The organism is Stenotrophomonas sp. PS02298, from assembly GCF_029959445.1.
Taxonomy (GTDB): Bacteria; Pseudomonadota; Gammaproteobacteria; order Xanthomonadales; family Xanthomonadaceae; genus Stenotrophomonas.
In genome coordinates this window covers 1-18,804 of sequence record NZ_JASCOR010000046.1, presented here as the reverse complement: position 1 = coordinate 18,804, position 18,804 = coordinate 1, and the positions used below count along the sequence as shown (strand labels likewise).

Below are 18,804 nucleotides of genomic sequence, written 5' to 3'. Positions count from 1 at the left end.
GGGCCTTGTTTGTTCTCTCCAGTTACCGGCGTGATGTGATCGCTGTGGACATACAAGGGCGGGTGCTGGCATGGAACAGATCAGGACTGCCGCTGCTGCAGCGAGTCCTGAACATGCGCTTCAGGCCGAACGTATCCGCATTTCGAAATTCTTGCCATCGGCATGATCGATGGCGCACTAGATATTGGAAGGCCCTGGGTGCGTTCTTCAGTAATGTGCCATTGAAACCGATCGGTCACTGCATGTACTCGATTGCCCAGCTTGCGCTGGCATTTGCGGCGGTTCTCATTATAGGAGTTTCGATGAATTCCCTATATGTCACTTGTTGGTTGAAAGTCACAATGTAAATCGTGGTGTGTGCTCCGCGTCAGGATTCTATGGCGTGGACGGAGACCTGAAACTCCATGACGAACACGCGAGCTTCAAGCTTGAAAATGTGTGGTGTCGTCCTGCGCGCGAAAGGCGCTGCGGAATGGTTCAAGAGGGAATCGATGGGTTCTTCGCCTCCGGATGAAGGCTCAGTTGTAGTTTCACAACAGAAATCAATTGCAAAGGTGGATTATCAAATGGCTGCGATCATATCTGTGTTGAATGACGGATCAGTTGTCCAGACGCTTGCGCTACAGGAGCCGGGAGCAGCTGCAGTGCCGTGCATCCTGGCTGTAGCTGACGGCCGCTATTTCCTTGAAGGAACCGATGGCAGCGGTGTGCCCGGGGACATTGTCGCCAAACGATCGGAGACGCATCTGCTGCTCGCAAGAACGCTGGGCGATTCCGAGCAGGAGCTGCTGGTCATCAAAGACTTCTATGCGAACAATGCACGGCTATTTGGATTGGATGCTGATGGAAAGCACCAGCCCTTTGCAATGATAGTAGGTGAAGCGTGGGGAGCTCTTACCGCTGATGCGGGTGTCGAGTTCGTGATGAAGATAGCCGCGACTCCAGCCGGTACCGATATGAGTTATCTATCGGTGGTTGCAGACGAGCTGGTGCTGTCGCCGTCTGCTGGAATCGAGCAGGCAGCGGCGGTGGCTGGGGCGTCTTCTGCAGAGCCTGGTGGGGCTGCAGAGACTGGATTCGGCTCAGCAAAAAAGGTGCAGGCACTCGATCACCTGCCGCATATCGGTCCCGTGCAAAATCCTGTGGAAATAGATCGTGATATGCCGATAGCGGCCGTCACGGTTGATGATCGGAACATGCAAATTGCACCCATAAGCATCAGCAATGACGCCGCCCCAAAGCAGGAGGTGATCGCAGCTGTCGCTTCAAAGGCAACATCGGAGGCAGCCATTGACGCCGTCTTGGACGACACCGGAGCGATTCAGGGAAACATAAACAATGGTGGATATACTGATGATGGCAACCCCAGAATCGTAGGCAAAGCCGAAAATGGTGCGCTGGTTTACATCTACGACGGTGTAGAACTTCTGGGCGAAGTCGTGGCTGGCGCAGACGGGGTGTGGTCCTTCGTCCCGCGCCTGCCACTGGGTGACGGCCGCCATGTGATCACCGTGATGTATGAATACCTCGATGGTGACGTCAGTGATGTTTCAGCTCCCTACGTCATTCATGTCGATACAAGTGCGCCGGACGTTCCGGTCATCGTCGGCATGATGGACGACGAGGGGCGCATCCAGGGTGAGATTGGCAATGGTGGTATCACCGATGACAGCAGGCCCGTCATTGATGGTGTCGCGGAGCCAAATGCCACCGTGATCATCTATGACAAGGGTGTGGAAGTCGGCCGTACTCCGGTTGCTGCCGACGGCAACTGGACCTACAGCCCCGACGCCGGATTTGAGGATGGCCTGCACATCCTTGAGTACGCTGTGATCGATCGCGCAGGAAATGCAAGCGAAAAGTCTGCCCCGACCGAGTTCCTGATCGATACCCGTCCTGAGCTGGTGGAAATCTACGCCGCCGAGGACGATGCCGGAATGGAGAAGGGTGTCTTCATGAGTGAAGGCGTGACCGATGATACCCAGCCGCGGTTGTTTGGTACGGCAACCGCAGGGGAAACCGTCAAGATCTATGAGGGCACGGCGTTGCTGGGGGAGGCAACTGCCGGCGTAGACGGCAAATGGGAATTCACCCCTCCCGTTGCTTTGACTGAAGGCCATCACAGCCTTACTGCGACTGTCAGCACCGCGGCGAAGGGCGAAAGCGAGCGCAGCGCGACGTTCGATTTCGTCATCGACGTTACCGCCCCGGACAGGCCGACGATCGAGCAGGTGCATGACGACAGAGGAGCAGTGCAGGGTGCGCTGAACCAAGGTCAGAGCACGGACGATACAACGCCGACCTTGTCCGGAAAGGCCGAAGCCGGCAGTACGGTTCGTGTCTATGATAGTGGCATTCTGCTGGGCCACACTGTGGCCGACTCTGCGGGCAAGTGGAGCTACACCCCAAGCCCGGCGCTGCTGGACGGCGAGCATGTATTCACCATTACCGCGCAGGACAAAGCAGGCAGCACCAGCGAGGAGTCGAACAGCTTTTCGATCAGCATCGACACGATCCCACCGGCAACGCCAGTAATTGAATTGGTTTACGACGATCAGGGCAGCCGGACCGGTTATCTGAGTTCCGGTGATTGGACCGACGACTCCAGGCCGACGATCAGCGGCAGCGCTGATCCATTCGCCAAGGTGGTCATCAGGGATCACGGTCTGGAGATCGGGTATGCCATCGCCGACGGCGAGGGGAAATGGTCGTTTGAGCCTTTCCTGCCGATGGGGCTGGGTCCGCACAAGCTGACCGCCGAAGCGACCGATGCCGCAGGCAATACCAGTGATCGAACCAATAGTTTCGATCTGACGCTGGGAAGTGCGGATCGGCCTGCTACTCCCGCCATAACGTCGGTCGTTGACGATGTCGGCGCGGTCACGGGTCATCTGCAGAAGAGCGACGTCACCGATGACGCCCGCCCGACCATAAACGGTACTGCGCAGGCAGGAACCACCGTGTCGGTCTATATCGATGGCGTGCTGGCCGGCAGTACATTGGTTGCCGCAAATGGTAAATGGAGTTTTACGCCAGCGGCTGACCTGGTCGATGGCCTGCGCAATATCACTGCCGAGGCCAGCAGTGCCGTGGGCAATGTCAGTGACATGACCGGTCTGTATCCGATCATTGTGGATACCACACCGCCAGTGCAGCCGGGTGCGACTGATGCAGCATTGTGGGACGACGTCGGGCAGATCGTTGGTCAGATCAGCAATGGAGCTGTGACTGATGACAACACGCCGACGTTCGTTGGCAAGGCAGAACCCAACGCAACGGTAGCGATCTATGATGGAGATGAGTTGATTGGGCGCGTGGCAACCAATGAAAGCGGCGACTGGAGTTTCACACCTTCTCCTGCTCTTGCTGATGGACAGCATAGCCTCAGCTACGAAGTGATGGACAAAGCTGGCAACGTTGGTCCCAAGTCCCCGACGATAGGCTTCGAAGTCAACACCGATGTCGAAATGGTCAGCATCGATGGTGCCATTGATGATACTGGCTCCATTCAGGGAGAAATCCTCATGGGCGGTGTCACCGATGACGCCATGCCATCCCTGCACGGTATCGCTACCGCTGGCGGCACGGTGAAGGTCTACGAAGGAACGACGCTATTGGGGCAGGCGCTGGCAGGTAGTGATGGCAAGTGGAGTTTCACACCCGGGACTGGTTTGAGTGAAGGTCCGCATAGCCTGACCGCTACCGTAACGACGGCGGCCAATGGCGAGAGCGCAAGGAGCGACATCTTCGACTTCACCATTGACGTGACCAGCCCCAGTACACCGACCATTGAGCAGGTACATGATGATGCAGGTGCGGTGCAAGGTGCGCTTCAGCAGGGCCAGAGTACGGACGACACCGCGCCAACCCTGTCCGGTAAGGCCGAGGCTGGCAGCATCGTGAGTATCTACGACAAGGGCGTTCTGCTGGGTAGTGTCGCTGCAGGCGAGAATGGCGACTGGATCTATACGCCGAATCCTCCCCTGCTCGATGGTGCGCACGAGTTCACCGTGAAGGCTGAAGACAAGGCGGGCAATGCCAGTCCACCGTCGGAAGTGTTCGAGATCGTCATCGACACGGTTGCGCCGGACAAGCCGGTAATCGAACAGGTGTATGACGATCAGGGGGCGCGTACTGGAAGCATTGCCGCTGGAGGGATCATCGACGATGCCCGGCCGACCATCACCGGTACGGCCGAAGCTGGCTGCGCCGTGATCGTCAGGAATGGCGAGCTGGAGCTTGGGTCTGCTGTGGCTGATACCGATGGCAGGTGGACGCTCGAGTTGTCAACAGATCTGGTCGATGGCGGCCACGTGCTGAGCGTTGTCGCGCTGGATGTCGCCGGTAACCTGAGCGGGCCGTCCGACAGCTTCGAGCTGATTGTCGATACCTCGATTCCGACAGTTCCGAGAATAACCAACGTCAGGGACGACGTGGGTGTATACACGGGCATTCTCCAGAATGGTGGCAGTACCGATGACGCAAGGCCGACCATCAACGGAAATGGAAAGGCAGGCGAGCTGATCGAAATCAGATCCGGCGACATGCTGCTCGGAAGCACGGTGGTTGGTGAAAACGGTCGCTGGAGCTTCACTCCGGAGATCGCGCTGACCGAAGGCGTGCACGGATTCTCTGCGGTCGCAGTGAGTGCAGGAGGTGCTGAGAGCGATGTCAGCAATATCTATGCTGTTCGTGTCGACACCGTGGCGCCCGATCGTCCGATCGTCGACGCTGTGCAGGATAACGCTGGCGCTTGGATGGGCGACCTTGAGAACGGTCAGACCACCGATGACCGGACACCTACATTTGTTGGCAGGGCGGAGCCGAACTCGACCATCATTGTTTTCAAGGGCGGCGAGGAGGTTGGCTTCGCAGCAGTCAATGAAAGCGGCAGCTGGACCTATGCCGCCGATCGCCTGGCGTACGGCGAACACCGCTTCACCTTCCAATCGTTCGACGTGGCGGGAAACATGAGTGACGCCTCTGAGGAATGGGTGGTTGTTGTTGCGATGGCGATCAGGTCTGCCCCGGAAGATGCACACGCTGATGTTTCTTCGCTGCCGCATGAGCTGCTTGTCGACGCGCAGGTTGAGATCTTCAACCAGGATGCCATACAGCGCGAGGCGGTATCCGATCCAGTTCCACTTGTCGGCCCTGGCGTATCCACCGAGGCCGATACGCAGGAGAGTTGGATGATGGGAAGCAACTCCGCTATCGAGAGCAGCGAACGGCATTCGGCAGGCGAGATTGAGCTGGCTCATCTGTTCGAGCAGCAGTTGGTCGCCTGATGAAGCAACGCCCGGAGGATGCAAGCAGGATTCTCCGGGTGTCTCTCACTGCTGCACATCGGATGCACGGGTTCTTCCCGGTTGGAGATGGTCAGCGGCGTCGATTCATTGCCGGCTACAGCGGCCGGGCCGCGCTTCGCAGCAAACTGATGGCGAGTCGAATTGGCCTCGGCGAAGGCCGAGCCAGGCCTTCAGGAGACCGCTCTCGAAACTCAGTAGTGACTGCCCGCGCTGATTCTGCGATGTGCGGCATATGGCGTCGTTCGGATGGACTGTTCGCAGCCATCGTGCTGATCAACGGTGGTGATGCGCTCGCGACATCGCGATGTTCTGCTGAGGGGATGAAGCGGTCCGCGAAGGAATTCACCCGGGGTGCCAAGAACTTGCAAGTGGGGAAGAACAATGGTCGAGCGAGAACGTGACATCGAAAGCGGAAAGCCGGTCGCGTCCACAGTTTTTTTTGAAACGACAGTCTTCCCTGTTCTGGATGTGAATACTACTTTGAGGTGGCGGATGAGTAACTCTGACAAGGACGCGGCCTTCTACAAAAAAAGCGGCGCGTGGAGACTTCTTGTCATCTATCTGGCCGGTTATTTGGCTTCAGTCGTGCTTTCTAGCGGGCCTGCGAGTGCTGGGAATGAGCTTCTCCAGTTCGAGCAGGCCTCTCTGGAGGGTCGTAGAGCCGATGTCGACGCCTGCGCACAGTGTTCTGCGGCACAACGGGGAGGGTTGGCAAAAGGCGTGATGAAGGAAAGTCCAGCTCCTGCCATCGATCGGCCGGTTCGCGATAGCCTGGCCAGTCCTGTGCTGGCTGGTCTGGAGGAGGATGTGCTTGTATACGAGCGCCTCCGCTACGCCAGTGTAGATTCTCCTGAGAGACTGGATGAGGCTGCCTCTGCAGAGAAGGGTCATCAGATCACCGTAATCGCGAAACTCGGCTTTTCTTCGCCTTTGCAGGGAGTATCCACGACGGTAGCATCGGCTGCAGGACGGGGCTTGGTTCCCGAGGCCGAGCTACGCGATCTATTCCTGAGCATGGTTGACGCCGCTGCTATTCGCAGTCCGGCAGTGGCAGGCGCATTGGCACAGCGCGCTGCATCCAACGCCGATGTCTCCGAGGCCAAAGGTCAGCGCTATCCGCAGCTGAATATCAGTGGTCGAGGGCTTTCCCGTGAGTTGGGCTCCGCTACCGCTATTCGCAGCCGCGATTTTTCGCTGAGCCTGGGCATGACCACTACGCTTTTCGACTGGGGGCGGATCCGCAGAACCATCGAGAGTCGCGGTCATCTGGTCGATGCGGCTGATTTCGCGGTGCAGGCTCAGTTGGAGTCTTCGGCTTATGATGTGACCTCGAATCTGGTTGAGCTGGCCAAGCAGCGCATCGTTGTCGAAGCCAGTCAGCGCTATGTTGATCGCATGGCTGAGCTGGTGAAAATGCTTGAAGGCATCGTTGCTATGGATGTCGGTCGGGCAAGTGAGTTGACACAGGCGAGGGCGCGACTGCTGCAGGCTGAAGCGTCGCGTAGCACCGCAGACGCAAGATCACGTGATATCGAGATCAGCCTACGCAGGATGGTCGGTGACCGCCCACTGCCTGGTTTGCCGGGCTCTCAATACTGGGATATCAGGTTGCCCGAGCTGACCCGGCTGCTGGTCGCATCGCAACACCATCCCACGGTGCTGCAGGCCAGGGCGTCGGCCCGATCGGCGGATTTGCAGGCCGACGCAGTGCGCTCTGCGCTTCTGCCACAGGTCAACTGGGTGGTGAGCAAAGACGCGGGCGATGGTTCCTATGGCCGCGAGTCTGCATGGCAAACAGGGCTGAGCTTGTCCTGGTCCGCGTATCGTGGTGGCTCGGGCCGCTCATCGGAACTAGCTGCGCGGCAGCGAGCGCAGGCAGGCTGGATGGCAGCCGAACAGCAGGCCCAGGATCTGGAACACCGGATCCGCGCAGCCAACCATGACGCTCGTTCGTTCGCTGATCGTGCCGATCTCTATCGAGGCCTGTCGTTGGAGTCGAACAAGATTCGCGCCGCGTTCTACGAGCAGTGGTATCACTTGGGGCGGCGGACGCTGCTCGATGTACTGTCTTCAGAAAGTGAACACTACAACAATCAGGTCGCCGAGATATCGAGTCGATTTGATGGTTATCAGGCCGTAATCCGGCAGTACGCAAGCGCGGGTGTGCTGGTTGGCTGGCTGAGTGCGGGTGATTAAATCACTCTTTTAAAAAGCAATTTCCGGGCAAATGGTCCTTTGGTTGTCGCTGTGAGCCTGCTCCGCGGTGGTGTTGCGCTACATGCCACGGCGATGCATTTTTTGAGACTTTCCCTATGTATGGGGTCTTCCCCGGCAAACATACTGGCAGCAACGACGCGGTAGATCGTAGTTTGTCGGTGCGATGTGGGTGTTGAGCAGCGGGTCATGGTCGAGTGCCCGGACGAGGGTGTCCCTCCTTGTGAGCGCGAATCATTCGCTTTTACTCCAGGCCGCTGAATACAAATATGTTACTGAGGAATATGGCATGTCTTTTGATGAAACGATGAAGCGCGCGGCGGTAGTTTTTGCTGCGGCAACGGTCTGTGCGCTTGTGAATACGGTGGCTCACGCAACAATTCCCGTGTCTAAATTTGCTGAGACCTACCAGCCGGCGCCAGCGGTGGCAGCCAACCAGAGTCAGGTGGTTTACTACCGCGAGGGAACCACAGGTCAGCACGCCAGCGCGGCAAACGTGTATGTGGATGGCGAATTTCATGCCAGCCTGTTGCCTGGCGCTTTTACCGTGTTGTGCATCGCACCGGGCGTTCACGGCCTGAATGCCGCGCTGAACGATGCCCCGCGCTATGAGGGCAAGGGCGCGCAGCCGCGAACGAGCCTGGAAGGAGGCAAGCCCTATTTCCTGAAGGTAAGCGAGAACGGCACGTTGCTGCCGAAGGCGGTCAGCCGCATGGACGCCGAAAAGGAACTTGCCAACAGCCAGCGCCAGGTCCACTTGCTGTCGCGTGCGTCCATCGTGGTGGAGTGCAACTACACGGCGCCGGTGATGGTGCAGGAGCACACCTCTTCTGGCGACGTAGCGTTCGCATCAGACAAGACTGGTTACTCCGCTGTCCGCGCAGATGGCCGCGACGTGCTGACGGCGGATTCTGATTTCCTCGCCCCGGTCGACCGCATCAATTCAACTGACCATGACGCCAGCGACCGAGCGCAGGGAATGGTACGTGCGGATGGCGGGGAAGATGCCGGCTGACAACGGTTCGGCTGTTGGAGCCATATTTGCCCTCTCCAAAAGCTTTCGCGAGCTTCTGGCCGGCAACTGCATGGATGAGCGTACGTATGTGATCGGCTGCAATTCGAACAGTCTTCGTTCGGTCATTCGGGAGTATGCGTATAGCCATTAGGGCACGGGACGTGGTCGGCTTGGTTTCCTGCGTTGATGGCGTCCCTATCGGTGCGGGAAGCCACCACAATCTGCAGGTGGCGGCGTTCAGTGATGCTGCTGCCGCTTTTCTCAGGGGGCTGGAGGGCTGTGGAGCGCCTCTGTTGCCTGTGGGTTGGGTAGGTGCTTCCGCACCGCTGATCGTGAAGCGCCATAAGGAACAGCTCTTGTCACGCTCCTCCATGGCTCAGCCTGGTCGACGATTCGTCTACCTCGGCAGGACCTTGCGGAATGGTTGTAAACGCGTGCTTACAAGGCACTCAAGCCTCGAGATTAGCGATGGGCGCGCGCACTAGGTAGCAAGTAGCTTCGATCAAGTCGTGGAGATGTGTCTCAACGGCACGCAGAAAAGTTAAATCGAAGCGTAAAGCAAAGCCAGCGTGCTGGCTGATAGAAAAACGGCCTGGCTCTGGGCCACTGTTGGTTCGACCTTGACCGGAATTCGGTGATCAATTCCAGTACATCACATCTTCCAGCGCGATTGAGAATTTCTGTTGGTCAAATAATGGGTAACAACGGTTGCCATCGACGTTTTGAACAGCAGCGCTGCTGCCTGCATCGCTGGTTACGATCTGCTTGGAATCATATGGGGCAGCTGCGTATGTAATGAAGTGGGTGGCCTTGATCGATGCATTCATAGCCACGCCTGTGTTTGATGGAAAAGTGATCGCTCTGGTTGGTTGCCAGGGCCGATGGGGAGCGGCGACCAGCACGCTGTCCGGTATCTACTTGGTGTTACTGGGGTTTGCAGCGTAGAGGAGTTGATTCATTGAAATGGTCAATCATGGCGCCACTCCGCGTTGCGGTGTTGGACGACCACTACTTGATTCAGATGGCTTTGGAACTGCGGTTGTCGCGCGAAGCGGACATGAAAGTTGTTGGCGTATATGCAAACAGTCGGGATCTGCTTGCTTCGTTGAGCGAGACTCCGGCGGATCTGCTGGTGCTGGACTATGCGCTGGGTGCAAGTGAGCTTGATGGCCTGCATCTGATCGGATTGATTCGCCGCAGATTTCCAACGATCTGCATACTCATTTCGTCCTCGACGGAGACGCCATCCGTGGTGAATCTATCGCTCAGTGTTGGAGCGAATGGATTCTTTGGAAAGTCGGAGAGTGCGGAACTTCTGGTTGAGGCCATTCGCAAGGTGGCCGCTGGTGAGACCTATGTTTCGCCAGGCTTGGCCTATCGCCTCGGGCGACAGCCGCTGTCTGCAGGGCGCCCATCACCTGATGTCAAAGGCGCGCAGCGCCTGTTGAATGATCCATCGCTCTCGCCAAAGGAACGGGAAGTATTGCGCTGTTGCCTGGATGGGATGTCGGTTTCACAGATATCGCGAAAGTTCATGCGCAGCATGAAGACCATCAGTGGGCAGAAACAGGCCGCGTTTCGAAAACTTGGGGTCCGCACTGATGCAGAGCTTTTCAAGCTCCAACATAGCCTCGCCTCCGGTTGATTGGATGTTGAGTATTGCAGCCAATTCGCACATGGTGTCGAACCGAGCATTCATCCGCGCGGGATTGCTTCTTGTAGCACTGCTATCGCTTTTGGCAGGTTCCGCCAAGGCCACCGAAGTGGCCAGAGAGATTTCGCTATTGGCGCGTGCCAGTGCGTCAAATACTGAACTTGAGTTTCGAAATGGGGATGAGGATTGGCTGCGGGCCAAGGGCGTGCTGGTCCTTGGGGTTGCCTCGCCAAGCTTCATTCCGCTGGAAGTTTTCTCCGGCAATGATCGTTTTGAAGGAGTCACTGCCGATGCTTTCGGTGCGATTGGCGAAATGCTTGGCGTTGAGCTCAGGGTCATTCGCTTCCCCGACAGGTCGGCAGCTTTGCGTGCCTTGGAACAGGGCGCCGTCGATATGGTTGGCAGCGCCAACAGCTATGAATTGGCGGGGCATCCGATACGTTTGACGGAGCGCTACGCTGAAGATACACCGGTGATCTACATGCGCAAGGCCGAGCGCCGACGCATGCCTCCGGCGCTCGCGGGTATGCGCATCGCGGTGGCGGAGGACTATCTTCCGCAAACCACGATTCGGCATCTGTATCCAGATGCAGTCATCTCCAGCTATCGCTCGCGTGAGCAGGCACTGGCGTCGCTGGCCTTTGGTAGCGCGGATCTCTATCTTGGGGACATGGTTTCCAGTAACTATCTGGTCAATCTTAGTTACTTCAATCATGTGCGAACGATGGCGTCCCCGCGCATAGACACGGACGGTTTTGCGTTCGCAGTGCGTGAGGATGCCGCGACATTGGAACGTGTTGTCAATCTTGCGCTGGCCGAACTTCAGAAGACCAATGGAAATGAGATTCTGAAACGCTGGTCCGGCGGTGGCGGCATCGTGCAGTCAGCGCGAATTGAACTCAGTGCGGTGGAGCAGCGCTGGATAGACGAGAATCCGGTGGTTCGATTCGTCGCCAGCAATGATACGGCTCCGCTTTCCTACTTTGATACCGACGGTCGTTTCAGTGGTTTGAGCGCCGACATCATGCGCGTGATAGCGCAGCGCACCGGTGTGGAGTTCGAGCCGGTCCGGGTGTCCCGGCTTGATCAGCAGATGGCTGCGCTGGAGGCTGGAACAGCGGACGTGACCATGTTGGTGCCGACTGCGTCGCGTGCACAACGATTCAGTTTCTCTCGTCCGTTCGTACAGACTTCATTTGGCATAGTCACGCGTGAGGGAAACGGCAGCCCGGTTTCGCTTGGTGATCTTCGCGGCATGCGCATTGCATTGCCGGCCCGTCATGCATTGAGGGAAATGCTGCTGCCGGCATCGGACTATCGGTTTATTGAGACCGATACCCTGGCCGCTGCCATGGGGCTGGTGAATGACGGCAAGGCGGATGCCACCATTGCATTTCTGCCGATGGCGCTCTACTACACATCCGTCCTGCATGACGGAAAGCTGCGCGTATCAGACGTGGTGGAGGACACGCCTGCGCGACTGGCCATCGCCACGCGTAAGGATCTGCCTGAGCTGGCCAGTATCATCGACAAGGCGGTGATGCAGATTCCGCCTGATGAAGTGGACATTTTCCAGAGCCGTTGGCGGCCACGTCCGGACGTCTCACCGGCAACCTGGACGGATTTCCGCTCCTTGATCTACAAAGTAACGGCAGGAATGCTGCTGCTTGTGCTTGTGTCGTTGATATGGAATGTACATATCCGCTCGCAGTACCGCCGTCGACAGGTGGCTGAGGACGCGCTGGGTGAACAGTTGAATTTCATGCGTTCGTTGATCAACGGAACGCCGCACCCCATTTATGTCCGGGACGAGCAGGGCAGGTTGGTTACCTGCAACACAAACTACCTTGACATGCTCGCGGTGACCGAGACGAAAGTGCTCGGTAAGACCTCGATGGAAGGCGCCAAGCTCGATCCGCTGGAAGCACAGAGTTTCCATGAGGACTATCTATGGGTGATGGCCAACGGCAAACCGCTTGAAGTGGACCGCACGCTGCATCTGCCCGGGCGAGTGCTAAGTATTTACCACTGGATCTATCCGTACTTCGATTCGCAAGGGCAGGCCAAAGGCGTGGTCTGTGGGTGGATCGATGTGAGCGACCGTCTGCATCTGATGGAAGAGCTGCGCCGTGCGCTTGCCGCCGCGGATCAGTCGAGCCGGGCCAAGACCACTTTCCTGGCGACCATGAGCCACGAGATCCGCACTCCCATGAGTGCAATCATCGGCATGCTTGAGCTTGCGCAGAAGCACGCCGATCAAGGTCGTCTTGATAGGCAGGCTATCGCGGTTGCATATGACTCGGCACATGGCCTGTTGGAGTTGATCGGCGACATCCTGGATGTGGTCCGTATCGAATCAGGTCACGTCAGCCTGAGCCCGAAGCACGCCAATCTGCGTGAGATGATTGAATCGGTGGCGCGGGTGTTCAAAGGTCTGGCACGGCAAAAGACCCTGGACCTGATACTTGAGCTTGACCCGAGTGTGGACTGCGACGTATCCATCGACCCGATGCGGTTCAAGCAGGTGCTGTCCAACCTCGTCGGCAACGCCATCAAGTTTACTGATCGTGGCCAGGTAACTATTCGCGTGAGCACGGTTTCGGTGGCAGATGCGCAGCTGCGTCTGCAACTGGAGGTGGCTGATACCGGTATAGGTATCGCCGATGCGGATATCGCGCGTCTGTTTGATCCGTTCGCACAGGCCGACCACGGCCACAGTACGCGCGGTGGAACCGGTCTGGGTTTGCCGATCTGCAGGTTTCTTTGCGAGTTGATGGGGGGCGACATCTCCATCCGGAGCTCGTTGGGCGAAGGGACGTCGGTGATGCTGAACTTGCCGTTGGAGGTTGTGCCTGCAATTCCAGGCGGCGTGGATAGTGTGCCGACGTTAGATGCCACGCATCCAAGTCTGAAGGTGCTTGTGGTAGACGATCACTCGGCCAACCGTAGCTTGCTTACCCAGCAATTGGAGTTTCTTGGGCAAAGCGTGCGCAGCGCAGCTGATGGACGTGAAGGTCTGGACTGCTGGTTGCAGGGAGGCGTTGACGTTGTCGTTACCGATTGCAATATGCCGGTAATGAATGGGCATGAGATGGCCCGGGCAATTCGCCGCCATGAAAAAAGCCGTGGTCAGCCGCCGTGCGTAATCATCGGCTTTACCGCCAATGCCCAGCCCGAGGAGCGGGCAAAGTGCATTGCGTCGGGCATGGATGATTGCCTCTTCAAACCGGTAAGTCTGAGCACACTCTCCAGCATGCTGGTTGCACTGGGTGGGGTGACGGGCGCGAGCCCAACGCAGGTGCGTCAACGACAGATCAACGACATCGCCTCGACACTGTGGGAACTGACCGGTGGTGACACCGCGATGACACGTAGCCTGGTCGCTGAGGCACATGGCAGCTTCGTCCGTGACCTGGCCGAACTGGAGTCATTGCTGCCGGAGTTTGAGCCGCGTGCAATGTCCAATCTTGTCCATCGCATCAACGGTGGGGTGCGCCTGTTGCAGGTTTCGCACCTGATGGACATCTGCGAACGCGTTGAGTTTCTTTGCGATCAGCCTGAAGTGGAACTTGGCGAAATCACTGCAAACGCGCAGTTCATTGCCAGTGAGTTGCCCGCCATCATCGCAGTGCTTGCGGCCATGTGTACGCCGGACCCATAGCCTCATTCGCCGGTCCGGCAGTTTGGCCCGCAGCGTCAGCCGCGGGCGATGGCAAGGATCCGCTCGGCGATCCGGTCCAACGGCAACACTTCATCGGCGGCACCCAGGCGCACTGCGCTGCCTGGCATGCCCCATACAACCGAACTTGCTTCGTCCTGGGCCAATGTGGTCGCACCGGCCTGTTTCATCTCCAGCAGGCCGCGTGCACCGTCCTCGCCCATGCCGGTCAGGATCACCCCAACTGCATTGGCGCCGGCATTCTGTGCGACGGAGCGGAACAGCACATCCACCGCAGGCTTGTGCAGGTTGACAGGCACGCCGTCGTCAACCCTGCAACGCCAGCGCGCACCATCGCGGATCACCCTTAGGTGGCGACCGCCGGCGGGCAGGTAGGCATGGCCGGGCAGAATGGCTTCACCGTCGCTGGCCTCGCGTACCGACATCGCCGAGTGACGATCCAGGCGCTCGGCAAAGGCGGTGCTGAAGCTGGCAGGGAGGTGCTGGGTCATCACAATGGCGGGCGCATCGGCTGGCATCATTTCCAGCACGACGCGCAGGGCTTCTGTGCCGCCGGCGGAAGCGCCGATGGCGATCAGGCGATCGGTGGTGCGGAAACCGAGACTGCTGGCGCTGGCCGGCCGCTGCGGCAGCCGACGTGGGCCGCCAGCGATGGCGCGTACCCGCGAACGCGCGGCCATCTTCACCTTGCTGCGGATTTCTTCTGCGTACGCGTCCAGCCCACGTGCGACGTCGAGCTTGGGCTTGGCGACGAAGTCCACCGCGCCCAACGACAAGGCCTGCAGGGTGGTATCGGCGCCGCGCTCGGTCAAGGAGGACACCATGACCACCGGCATCGGGTGCAGGCGCATCAGGTTCTCGAGGAAGGCCAAGCCGTCCATGCGCGGCATCTCGACGTCCAGGGTCAGCACATCGGGGTTGAGCCGTTTGATTTTCTCGCGAGCCAGCAGCGGATCGGCGGCGGTACCTACAACTTCGATGGCCGGGTCGGCGGCGAGGATCTCCGTCAATACCTGGCGGACCAGGGCCGAGTCGTCGACGATCAAGACGCGGCAAGGTGCCTGCAGGCTCATTCAAACAACTCCACGCCACCACTGACCGGGGTGTGCGACAGACGGGCGCGAACGGCGGTTTCGGTAGCGACCACCTCGGCATCGTGGGCATGCGGCAAGCGCTGCACCACCACGCGGCCGGTGATCGGGAAGAACCAGATCTTGCGCGGATGAATGCCGCATAGATCTTCAGCAACAATCGGGATGTGCTCGGCACGCAGGTACTGGCGCACGAACTCGGCGTTGCGGGTGCCCACCGGATTGCTGGTGAAGCCCTTGAGCACGTTGGCGCCACCGAACACCTTGGCTTCAAGGCGTTTGCGGTGGGCGCCGCGCTTGAGCAGGTCGTTGATCAGCAGTTCCATGGCGTAGCTGCCGTAGCGCGCAGGCGCGCCGTCGCCGACATTGCCTTCAGGCAGCAGGAAGTGATTCATGCCGCCGATCCCCAGGATGGGGTCGCGGATGCAGGCAGCAACACAGGAGCCCAGGATGGTGGTCAACGCGGTGTCGTCATCCACCACCAGGTATTGGGTTGGCAGCAGCTTGGCGGCAATCGTCTGGAAACGGGTGTCGCGGTAACGCATCACCTCATCGGGATGTTGCTGGGGATTCTTCATGCGCCGTTCCTGCGGCTGCGGCGGTACAACGTGCGGCCACAGGGCTGGATGACATCAGCCGCATGCAGGTAGTTCTCCGAGTGGCCGGTATAGAGCAGGCTGTCATCGTCCATGTGCTGTACCAGCCGCGACAGGATGCCGCGCTGGGTGGGCTTGTCGAAGTAGATCATCACATTGCGGCAGAACAGCGCATCGAATGGGCCGCCCACGTCGTAGCGGTTGGCCAGAAGATTGAGCGGACGGAACTCGATGAGTGCGCGCAATGCCGGCACAACCCGGCACTTGCCTTCATTGGGACCACTGCCACGCTGGAAGTAGCGGCGCTTCATGGCAGGGTCCAGGCCCGCGATGCGGTCCATTGCGTAGACGCCCTGGCTGGCCGTGGCCAGGACCTGGGTGTCGACATCAGTGGCGATGATGCGCACAGGCGGCGTCATCGACGAGAACGCCTCACAGGCCGTGATCGCCATGGAGTAGGGCTCTTCGCCAGTGGAGGCAGCGCACGACCACAGCTTCAGCGGCGCGCGAGGCGCGCGCGCCTGCAATTCCTCGCGCAGCTTGTCGAAATGATGCGGCTCGCGGAAGAACGAGGTCAGGTTGGTGGTGAGCGCATTGGTGAATGCCTGCCATTCCTCGCCGCCGTGCTGCTCCAGCTGGTCCAGGTAATCCTTGAACGAGCGCAGGCCCAGGTTACGCAGCCGCCGCGACAAGCGGCCATAGACCATGTCGCGCTTGGCCGGCGCCAGTGCGATGCCCGCACGCGCGTGGATCAGCTCGCAGACGCGGCGGAAGTCACGGTCGTTGAACTCGAAGTCGCGCTCGTTGCTGTCCATATCGATCATGGTGTCTGTGTGCTCAGCTGGCCAGGGCCAGCGCTTGTGACGGGTTTGCCGCAGCAGGCTTGGCACTCAGCTGGAACACCGCCACGGCCTCGTCAAGCAACGTTGCCTGTTCTTCCATCGCGCGCGCAGCGGCGGTGGCTTCCTCGACCAGGGCAGCATTCTGTTGGGTGGTTTCGTCCATTTGCATGACGGTCTGGTTGACCTGCTCGATGCCAGCAGTCTGCTCCTGCGAAGCTGCGGAAATCTCAGCCATGATGTCGGTGACACGCTGTACGGCGGTGACGATTTCGCCCATGGTCGAACCGGCTTGCTGCACCAGCTGCGAGCCTTCGTCGACGCGCTCGACGGAGTCCTCGATCAGCGTCTTGATTTCCTTGGCTGCGCCTGCCGAACGTTGGGCGAGGGTGCGGACTTCGGCAGCAACCACCGCAAAACCACGACCTTGTTCACCGGCACGCGCGGCTTCGACCGCAGCGTTCAGCGCCAGGATGTTGGTCTGGAAGGCGATGCCATCGATCACGCTGATGATATCGGCGATGCGGCGCGAAGACTGCTGGATCTGACCCATGGTGGTCACCACTTCGTCGACCACCAGGCCACCCCGGGAGGCAACTCCGGCGGCACCGATTGCCAACTGGTTAGCTTGGCGGGCGGACTCTGCGTTCTGGCGCACGGTAGAGGTCAGCTCCTCCATCGAGGCAGCAGTTTCCTCTAGGTTGGCAGCCTGCATCTCGGTGCGGCGCGAGAGATCGGCGTTGCCGGTGGCAATCTCACCCGCGGCCAGGTTGATGCTGTCAGCCGACTGTTGGATGCCAGAAACAATGCCCGCAAGCTGGGTGACGGTGCTGTTGGCATCTTCACGCATGCTGGCGAAGACGCCCTGGGCGTCGCCGCTCAGCTTGACGGTGAGGTCGCCTTCGGCCAGTGCCTGCAACAGGCGTGATACTTCCCCCAGGTTGTCGTCGCTGACCTGCATCATGGTGTTCAGTGAACGGACCATCGCATGGAAGTCGTGTTCGAAGCGGTCCTCATCGCCGCGCTGGCTGAAATCGCCGGCAGCTGCTGCACTACCCAGACGCTTGATTTCGCTGTTGATGGTGGCAAGGTTGCGCTTGATCGTGGCCATGGTGTCGGTGATGACGCGCTTGTCACCCGGCAGTACCGGCATGTCCTGGCTGAGGTCACCAACGGCATATCGCTGTGCCAAGGCGATGATCTGCATTTTCATGTCGATGTGACTGCTGACCAGGACATTGGTTTCCTCCACCATTACCCCAAAGTCGCCGGGGAAGCTGCTGGCGTCGATCCGATAGCGGATCATGCCGGCATCGTGCTGGCGCGCCATCTCGGCCTGCGCGCCAATCACCGCGCGCAGCTGGTCCTGCATGTGCGACATGCTGCTGAGCAGCTGGCCGGTCTCGTCCTTGCTGGGCGCAGCGATGCGGTTGTCCATGCGGCCATTGGCAATGGCGGTGGCAACGGCGGTTGCGTTGCGCAACGGCAGCACGATGCGGTTGCCGATGATCCAGCTCAGCGCCAGTACCAGCAGTACCAGCACACCGCCGGCCACCGTCATGATTGCGGTGAATTTCAGGGCCTGGGCCTGCAGGTCGTCCATGTAGACGCCGCTCGAGACCACCCAGTTCCAAGGGGTATACATCCCGGCATAGGCAAGCTTGCCGACCACGCCATCCTTGCCGGGTTTCGCCCAGCTGTAGGCCACGTAGCCGCCGCCCTTGCGCGCAGCCTCGACCTGGTCGTAGTACACACGCACGCCATCCTCGCCACGGAAGTCCTTCATGTCCTTGCCAACCAGATCGGCACGGAAAGGATGCATCAACAGCACATAGTCGTTGCTGTAGATGTTGAAGTAGTTGACGTCGCCATCGGAACGCATTTTCTGCAGTGCAGCCATGGCGTATTTCTGGGCGTCCTGCAGCGGCATTACGCCGTTTTCGGCTTCCTTGGCGTAGTGATCCAGCACGCCATAGCTCATCTCCACCTGGGCACGAAGTGCTTGCTTGCGGGTCTCGTACAGGTCCAGGTACTGCATGCGTGCCGCGATGACCGACAGGGCGATGACGCCAATGACGATCAGCGCGGTCAACAGGTTCAGCTTGCGCCTGACCGAGATATTGGAGATGTAGTTGTTCCAGAGCGAGGAAATAGTCATCGAATCCGCTGGTTACCTTGCGGTATCAGCGCTGCGTGAAGGGATAACGGGTTATCGGCCGCGCAGGGCGCGAGTTGAGAGGCAAGGCGTGAGCGTCTTGCAGAAGCAGTGGATTCGTTCACGTATGCGAAGAAGGGACGTGTTGCCGTGCCATTCGGTTGTGGGAGCGGCGTAAGCCGCGAAGCTATTGGTGCTCACAGTCGTCGGCGGTGCCTCAACCGACGGTAGGTCAGCTTCGCGGCTTACGCC

10 protein-coding genes are annotated in these 18,804 nt (G+C 59.2%); 5 read left to right on the top strand and 5 right to left on the bottom strand.

What is annotated here, in order from left to right; genetic code table 11:
* The first annotated feature begins 404 nt into the window (after positions 1–404).
* From QMX78_RS09060 to QMX78_RS09050, 3 genes are all read left to right on the top strand, one after another.
* Positions 405–5,288: an Ig-like domain-containing protein gene (locus QMX78_RS09060; protein WP_282268608.1), complete on the top strand. Its 4,884-nt coding sequence runs from the start codon at positions 405–407 to the stop codon at positions 5,286–5,288.
* Between the two features lie 402 nt (positions 5,289–5,690).
* A complete protein-coding gene (locus tag QMX78_RS09055) occupies positions 5,691–7,505 on the top strand; it encodes a TolC family protein (protein ID WP_282268606.1) in 1,815 nt (604 codons plus the stop codon).
* 307 nt (positions 7,506–7,812) lie between these two features.
* Positions 7,813–8,538 carry a hypothetical protein gene (locus QMX78_RS09050; RefSeq protein WP_282268605.1) on the top strand — a complete coding sequence of 242 codons (726 nt, stop codon included), beginning with the start codon at positions 7,813–7,815 and terminating at the stop codon, positions 8,536–8,538.
* A 638-nt stretch (positions 8,539–9,176) separates the two neighbouring features.
* Here the strand turns inward: QMX78_RS09050 and QMX78_RS09045 are convergent.
* Positions 9,177–9,365, bottom strand: a complete 189-nt coding sequence (locus QMX78_RS09045) for a hypothetical protein (protein WP_282268602.1) — start codon at positions 9,363–9,365, stop codon at positions 9,177–9,179.
* Positions 9,366–9,496: 131 nt separating this feature from the next.
* On the opposite strand from QMX78_RS09045, the gene QMX78_RS09040 reads away from it, so the two are divergent.
* Together QMX78_RS09040 and QMX78_RS09035 are read left to right on the top strand one after the other, a co-directional pair.
* The gene (locus tag QMX78_RS09040; RefSeq protein WP_282268600.1) at positions 9,497–10,183 is read left to right on the top strand and encodes a response regulator transcription factor; all 687 of its coding nucleotides are present in this window, start codon (positions 9,497–9,499) and stop codon (positions 10,181–10,183) included.
* 4 nt (positions 10,184–10,187) lie between these two features.
* Positions 10,188–13,853: a transporter substrate-binding domain-containing protein gene (locus QMX78_RS09035; protein ID WP_282268598.1), complete on the top strand. Its 3,666-nt coding sequence runs from the start codon at positions 10,188–10,190 to the stop codon at positions 13,851–13,853.
* 35 nt (positions 13,854–13,888) lie between these two features.
* Here QMX78_RS09035 and QMX78_RS09030 read toward each other — a convergent pair whose 3' ends face one another.
* From QMX78_RS09030 to QMX78_RS09015, 4 genes are read right to left on the bottom strand one after another with little or no spacing between them, the layout of a single operon-like run.
* Positions 13,889–14,944 (bottom strand): chemotaxis response regulator protein-glutamate methylesterase, encoded by a 1,056-nt coding sequence (locus QMX78_RS09030; RefSeq protein WP_282268596.1) that lies wholly within the window; start codon positions 14,942–14,944, stop codon positions 13,889–13,891.
* Positions 14,941–15,540 carry a chemoreceptor glutamine deamidase CheD gene (gene cheD / locus QMX78_RS09025; RefSeq protein WP_282268595.1) on the bottom strand — a complete coding sequence of 200 codons (600 nt, stop codon included), beginning with the start codon at positions 15,538–15,540 and terminating at the stop codon, positions 14,941–14,943. Before cheD ends, QMX78_RS09030 begins: the two co-directional genes overlap by 4 nt.
* Complete coding sequence (locus QMX78_RS09020; protein ID WP_282268593.1) at positions 15,537–16,382, bottom strand: CheR family methyltransferase; 846 nt, start codon at positions 16,380–16,382, stop codon at positions 15,537–15,539. Before QMX78_RS09020 ends, cheD begins: the two co-directional genes overlap by 4 nt.
* A 13-nt stretch (positions 16,383–16,395) precedes the next feature.
* Positions 16,396–18,555 carry a methyl-accepting chemotaxis protein gene (locus tag QMX78_RS09015; RefSeq protein WP_282268590.1) on the bottom strand — a complete coding sequence of 720 codons (2,160 nt, stop codon included), beginning with the start codon at positions 18,553–18,555 and terminating at the stop codon, positions 16,396–16,398.
* Positions 18,556–18,804: the final 249 nt, after the last annotated feature.

What these genes read in the sequence shown, in the direction of transcription:
- QMX78_RS09015 (WP_282268590.1), bottom strand. Translation starts at nt 18,555, where the DNA reads ATGACTATTTCCTCGCTCTGGAACAACTACATCTCCAATATCTCGGTC.
- QMX78_RS09060 (WP_282268608.1), top strand. Translation starts at nt 405, where the DNA reads ATGACGAACACGCGAGCTTCAAGCTTGAAAATGTGTGGTGTCGTCCTG.
- cheD (WP_282268595.1), bottom strand. Translation starts at nt 15,540, where the DNA reads ATGAAGAATCCCCAGCAACATCCCGATGAGGTGATGCGTTACCGCGAC.
- QMX78_RS09020 (WP_282268593.1), bottom strand. Translation starts at nt 16,382, where the DNA reads ATGATCGATATGGACAGCAACGAGCGCGACTTCGAGTTCAACGACCGT.
- QMX78_RS09030 (WP_282268596.1), bottom strand. Translation starts at nt 14,944, where the DNA reads ATGAGCCTGCAGGCACCTTGCCGCGTCTTGATCGTCGACGACTCGGCC.
- QMX78_RS09050 (WP_282268605.1), top strand. Translation starts at nt 7,813, where the DNA reads ATGTCTTTTGATGAAACGATGAAGCGCGCGGCGGTAGTTTTTGCTGCG.
- QMX78_RS09055 (WP_282268606.1), top strand. Translation starts at nt 5,691, where the DNA reads ATGGTCGAGCGAGAACGTGACATCGAAAGCGGAAAGCCGGTCGCGTCC.
- QMX78_RS09045 (WP_282268602.1), bottom strand. Translation starts at nt 9,365, where the DNA reads ATGAATGCATCGATCAAGGCCACCCACTTCATTACATACGCAGCTGCC.
- QMX78_RS09035 (WP_282268598.1), top strand. Translation starts at nt 10,188, where the DNA reads ATGTTGAGTATTGCAGCCAATTCGCACATGGTGTCGAACCGAGCATTC.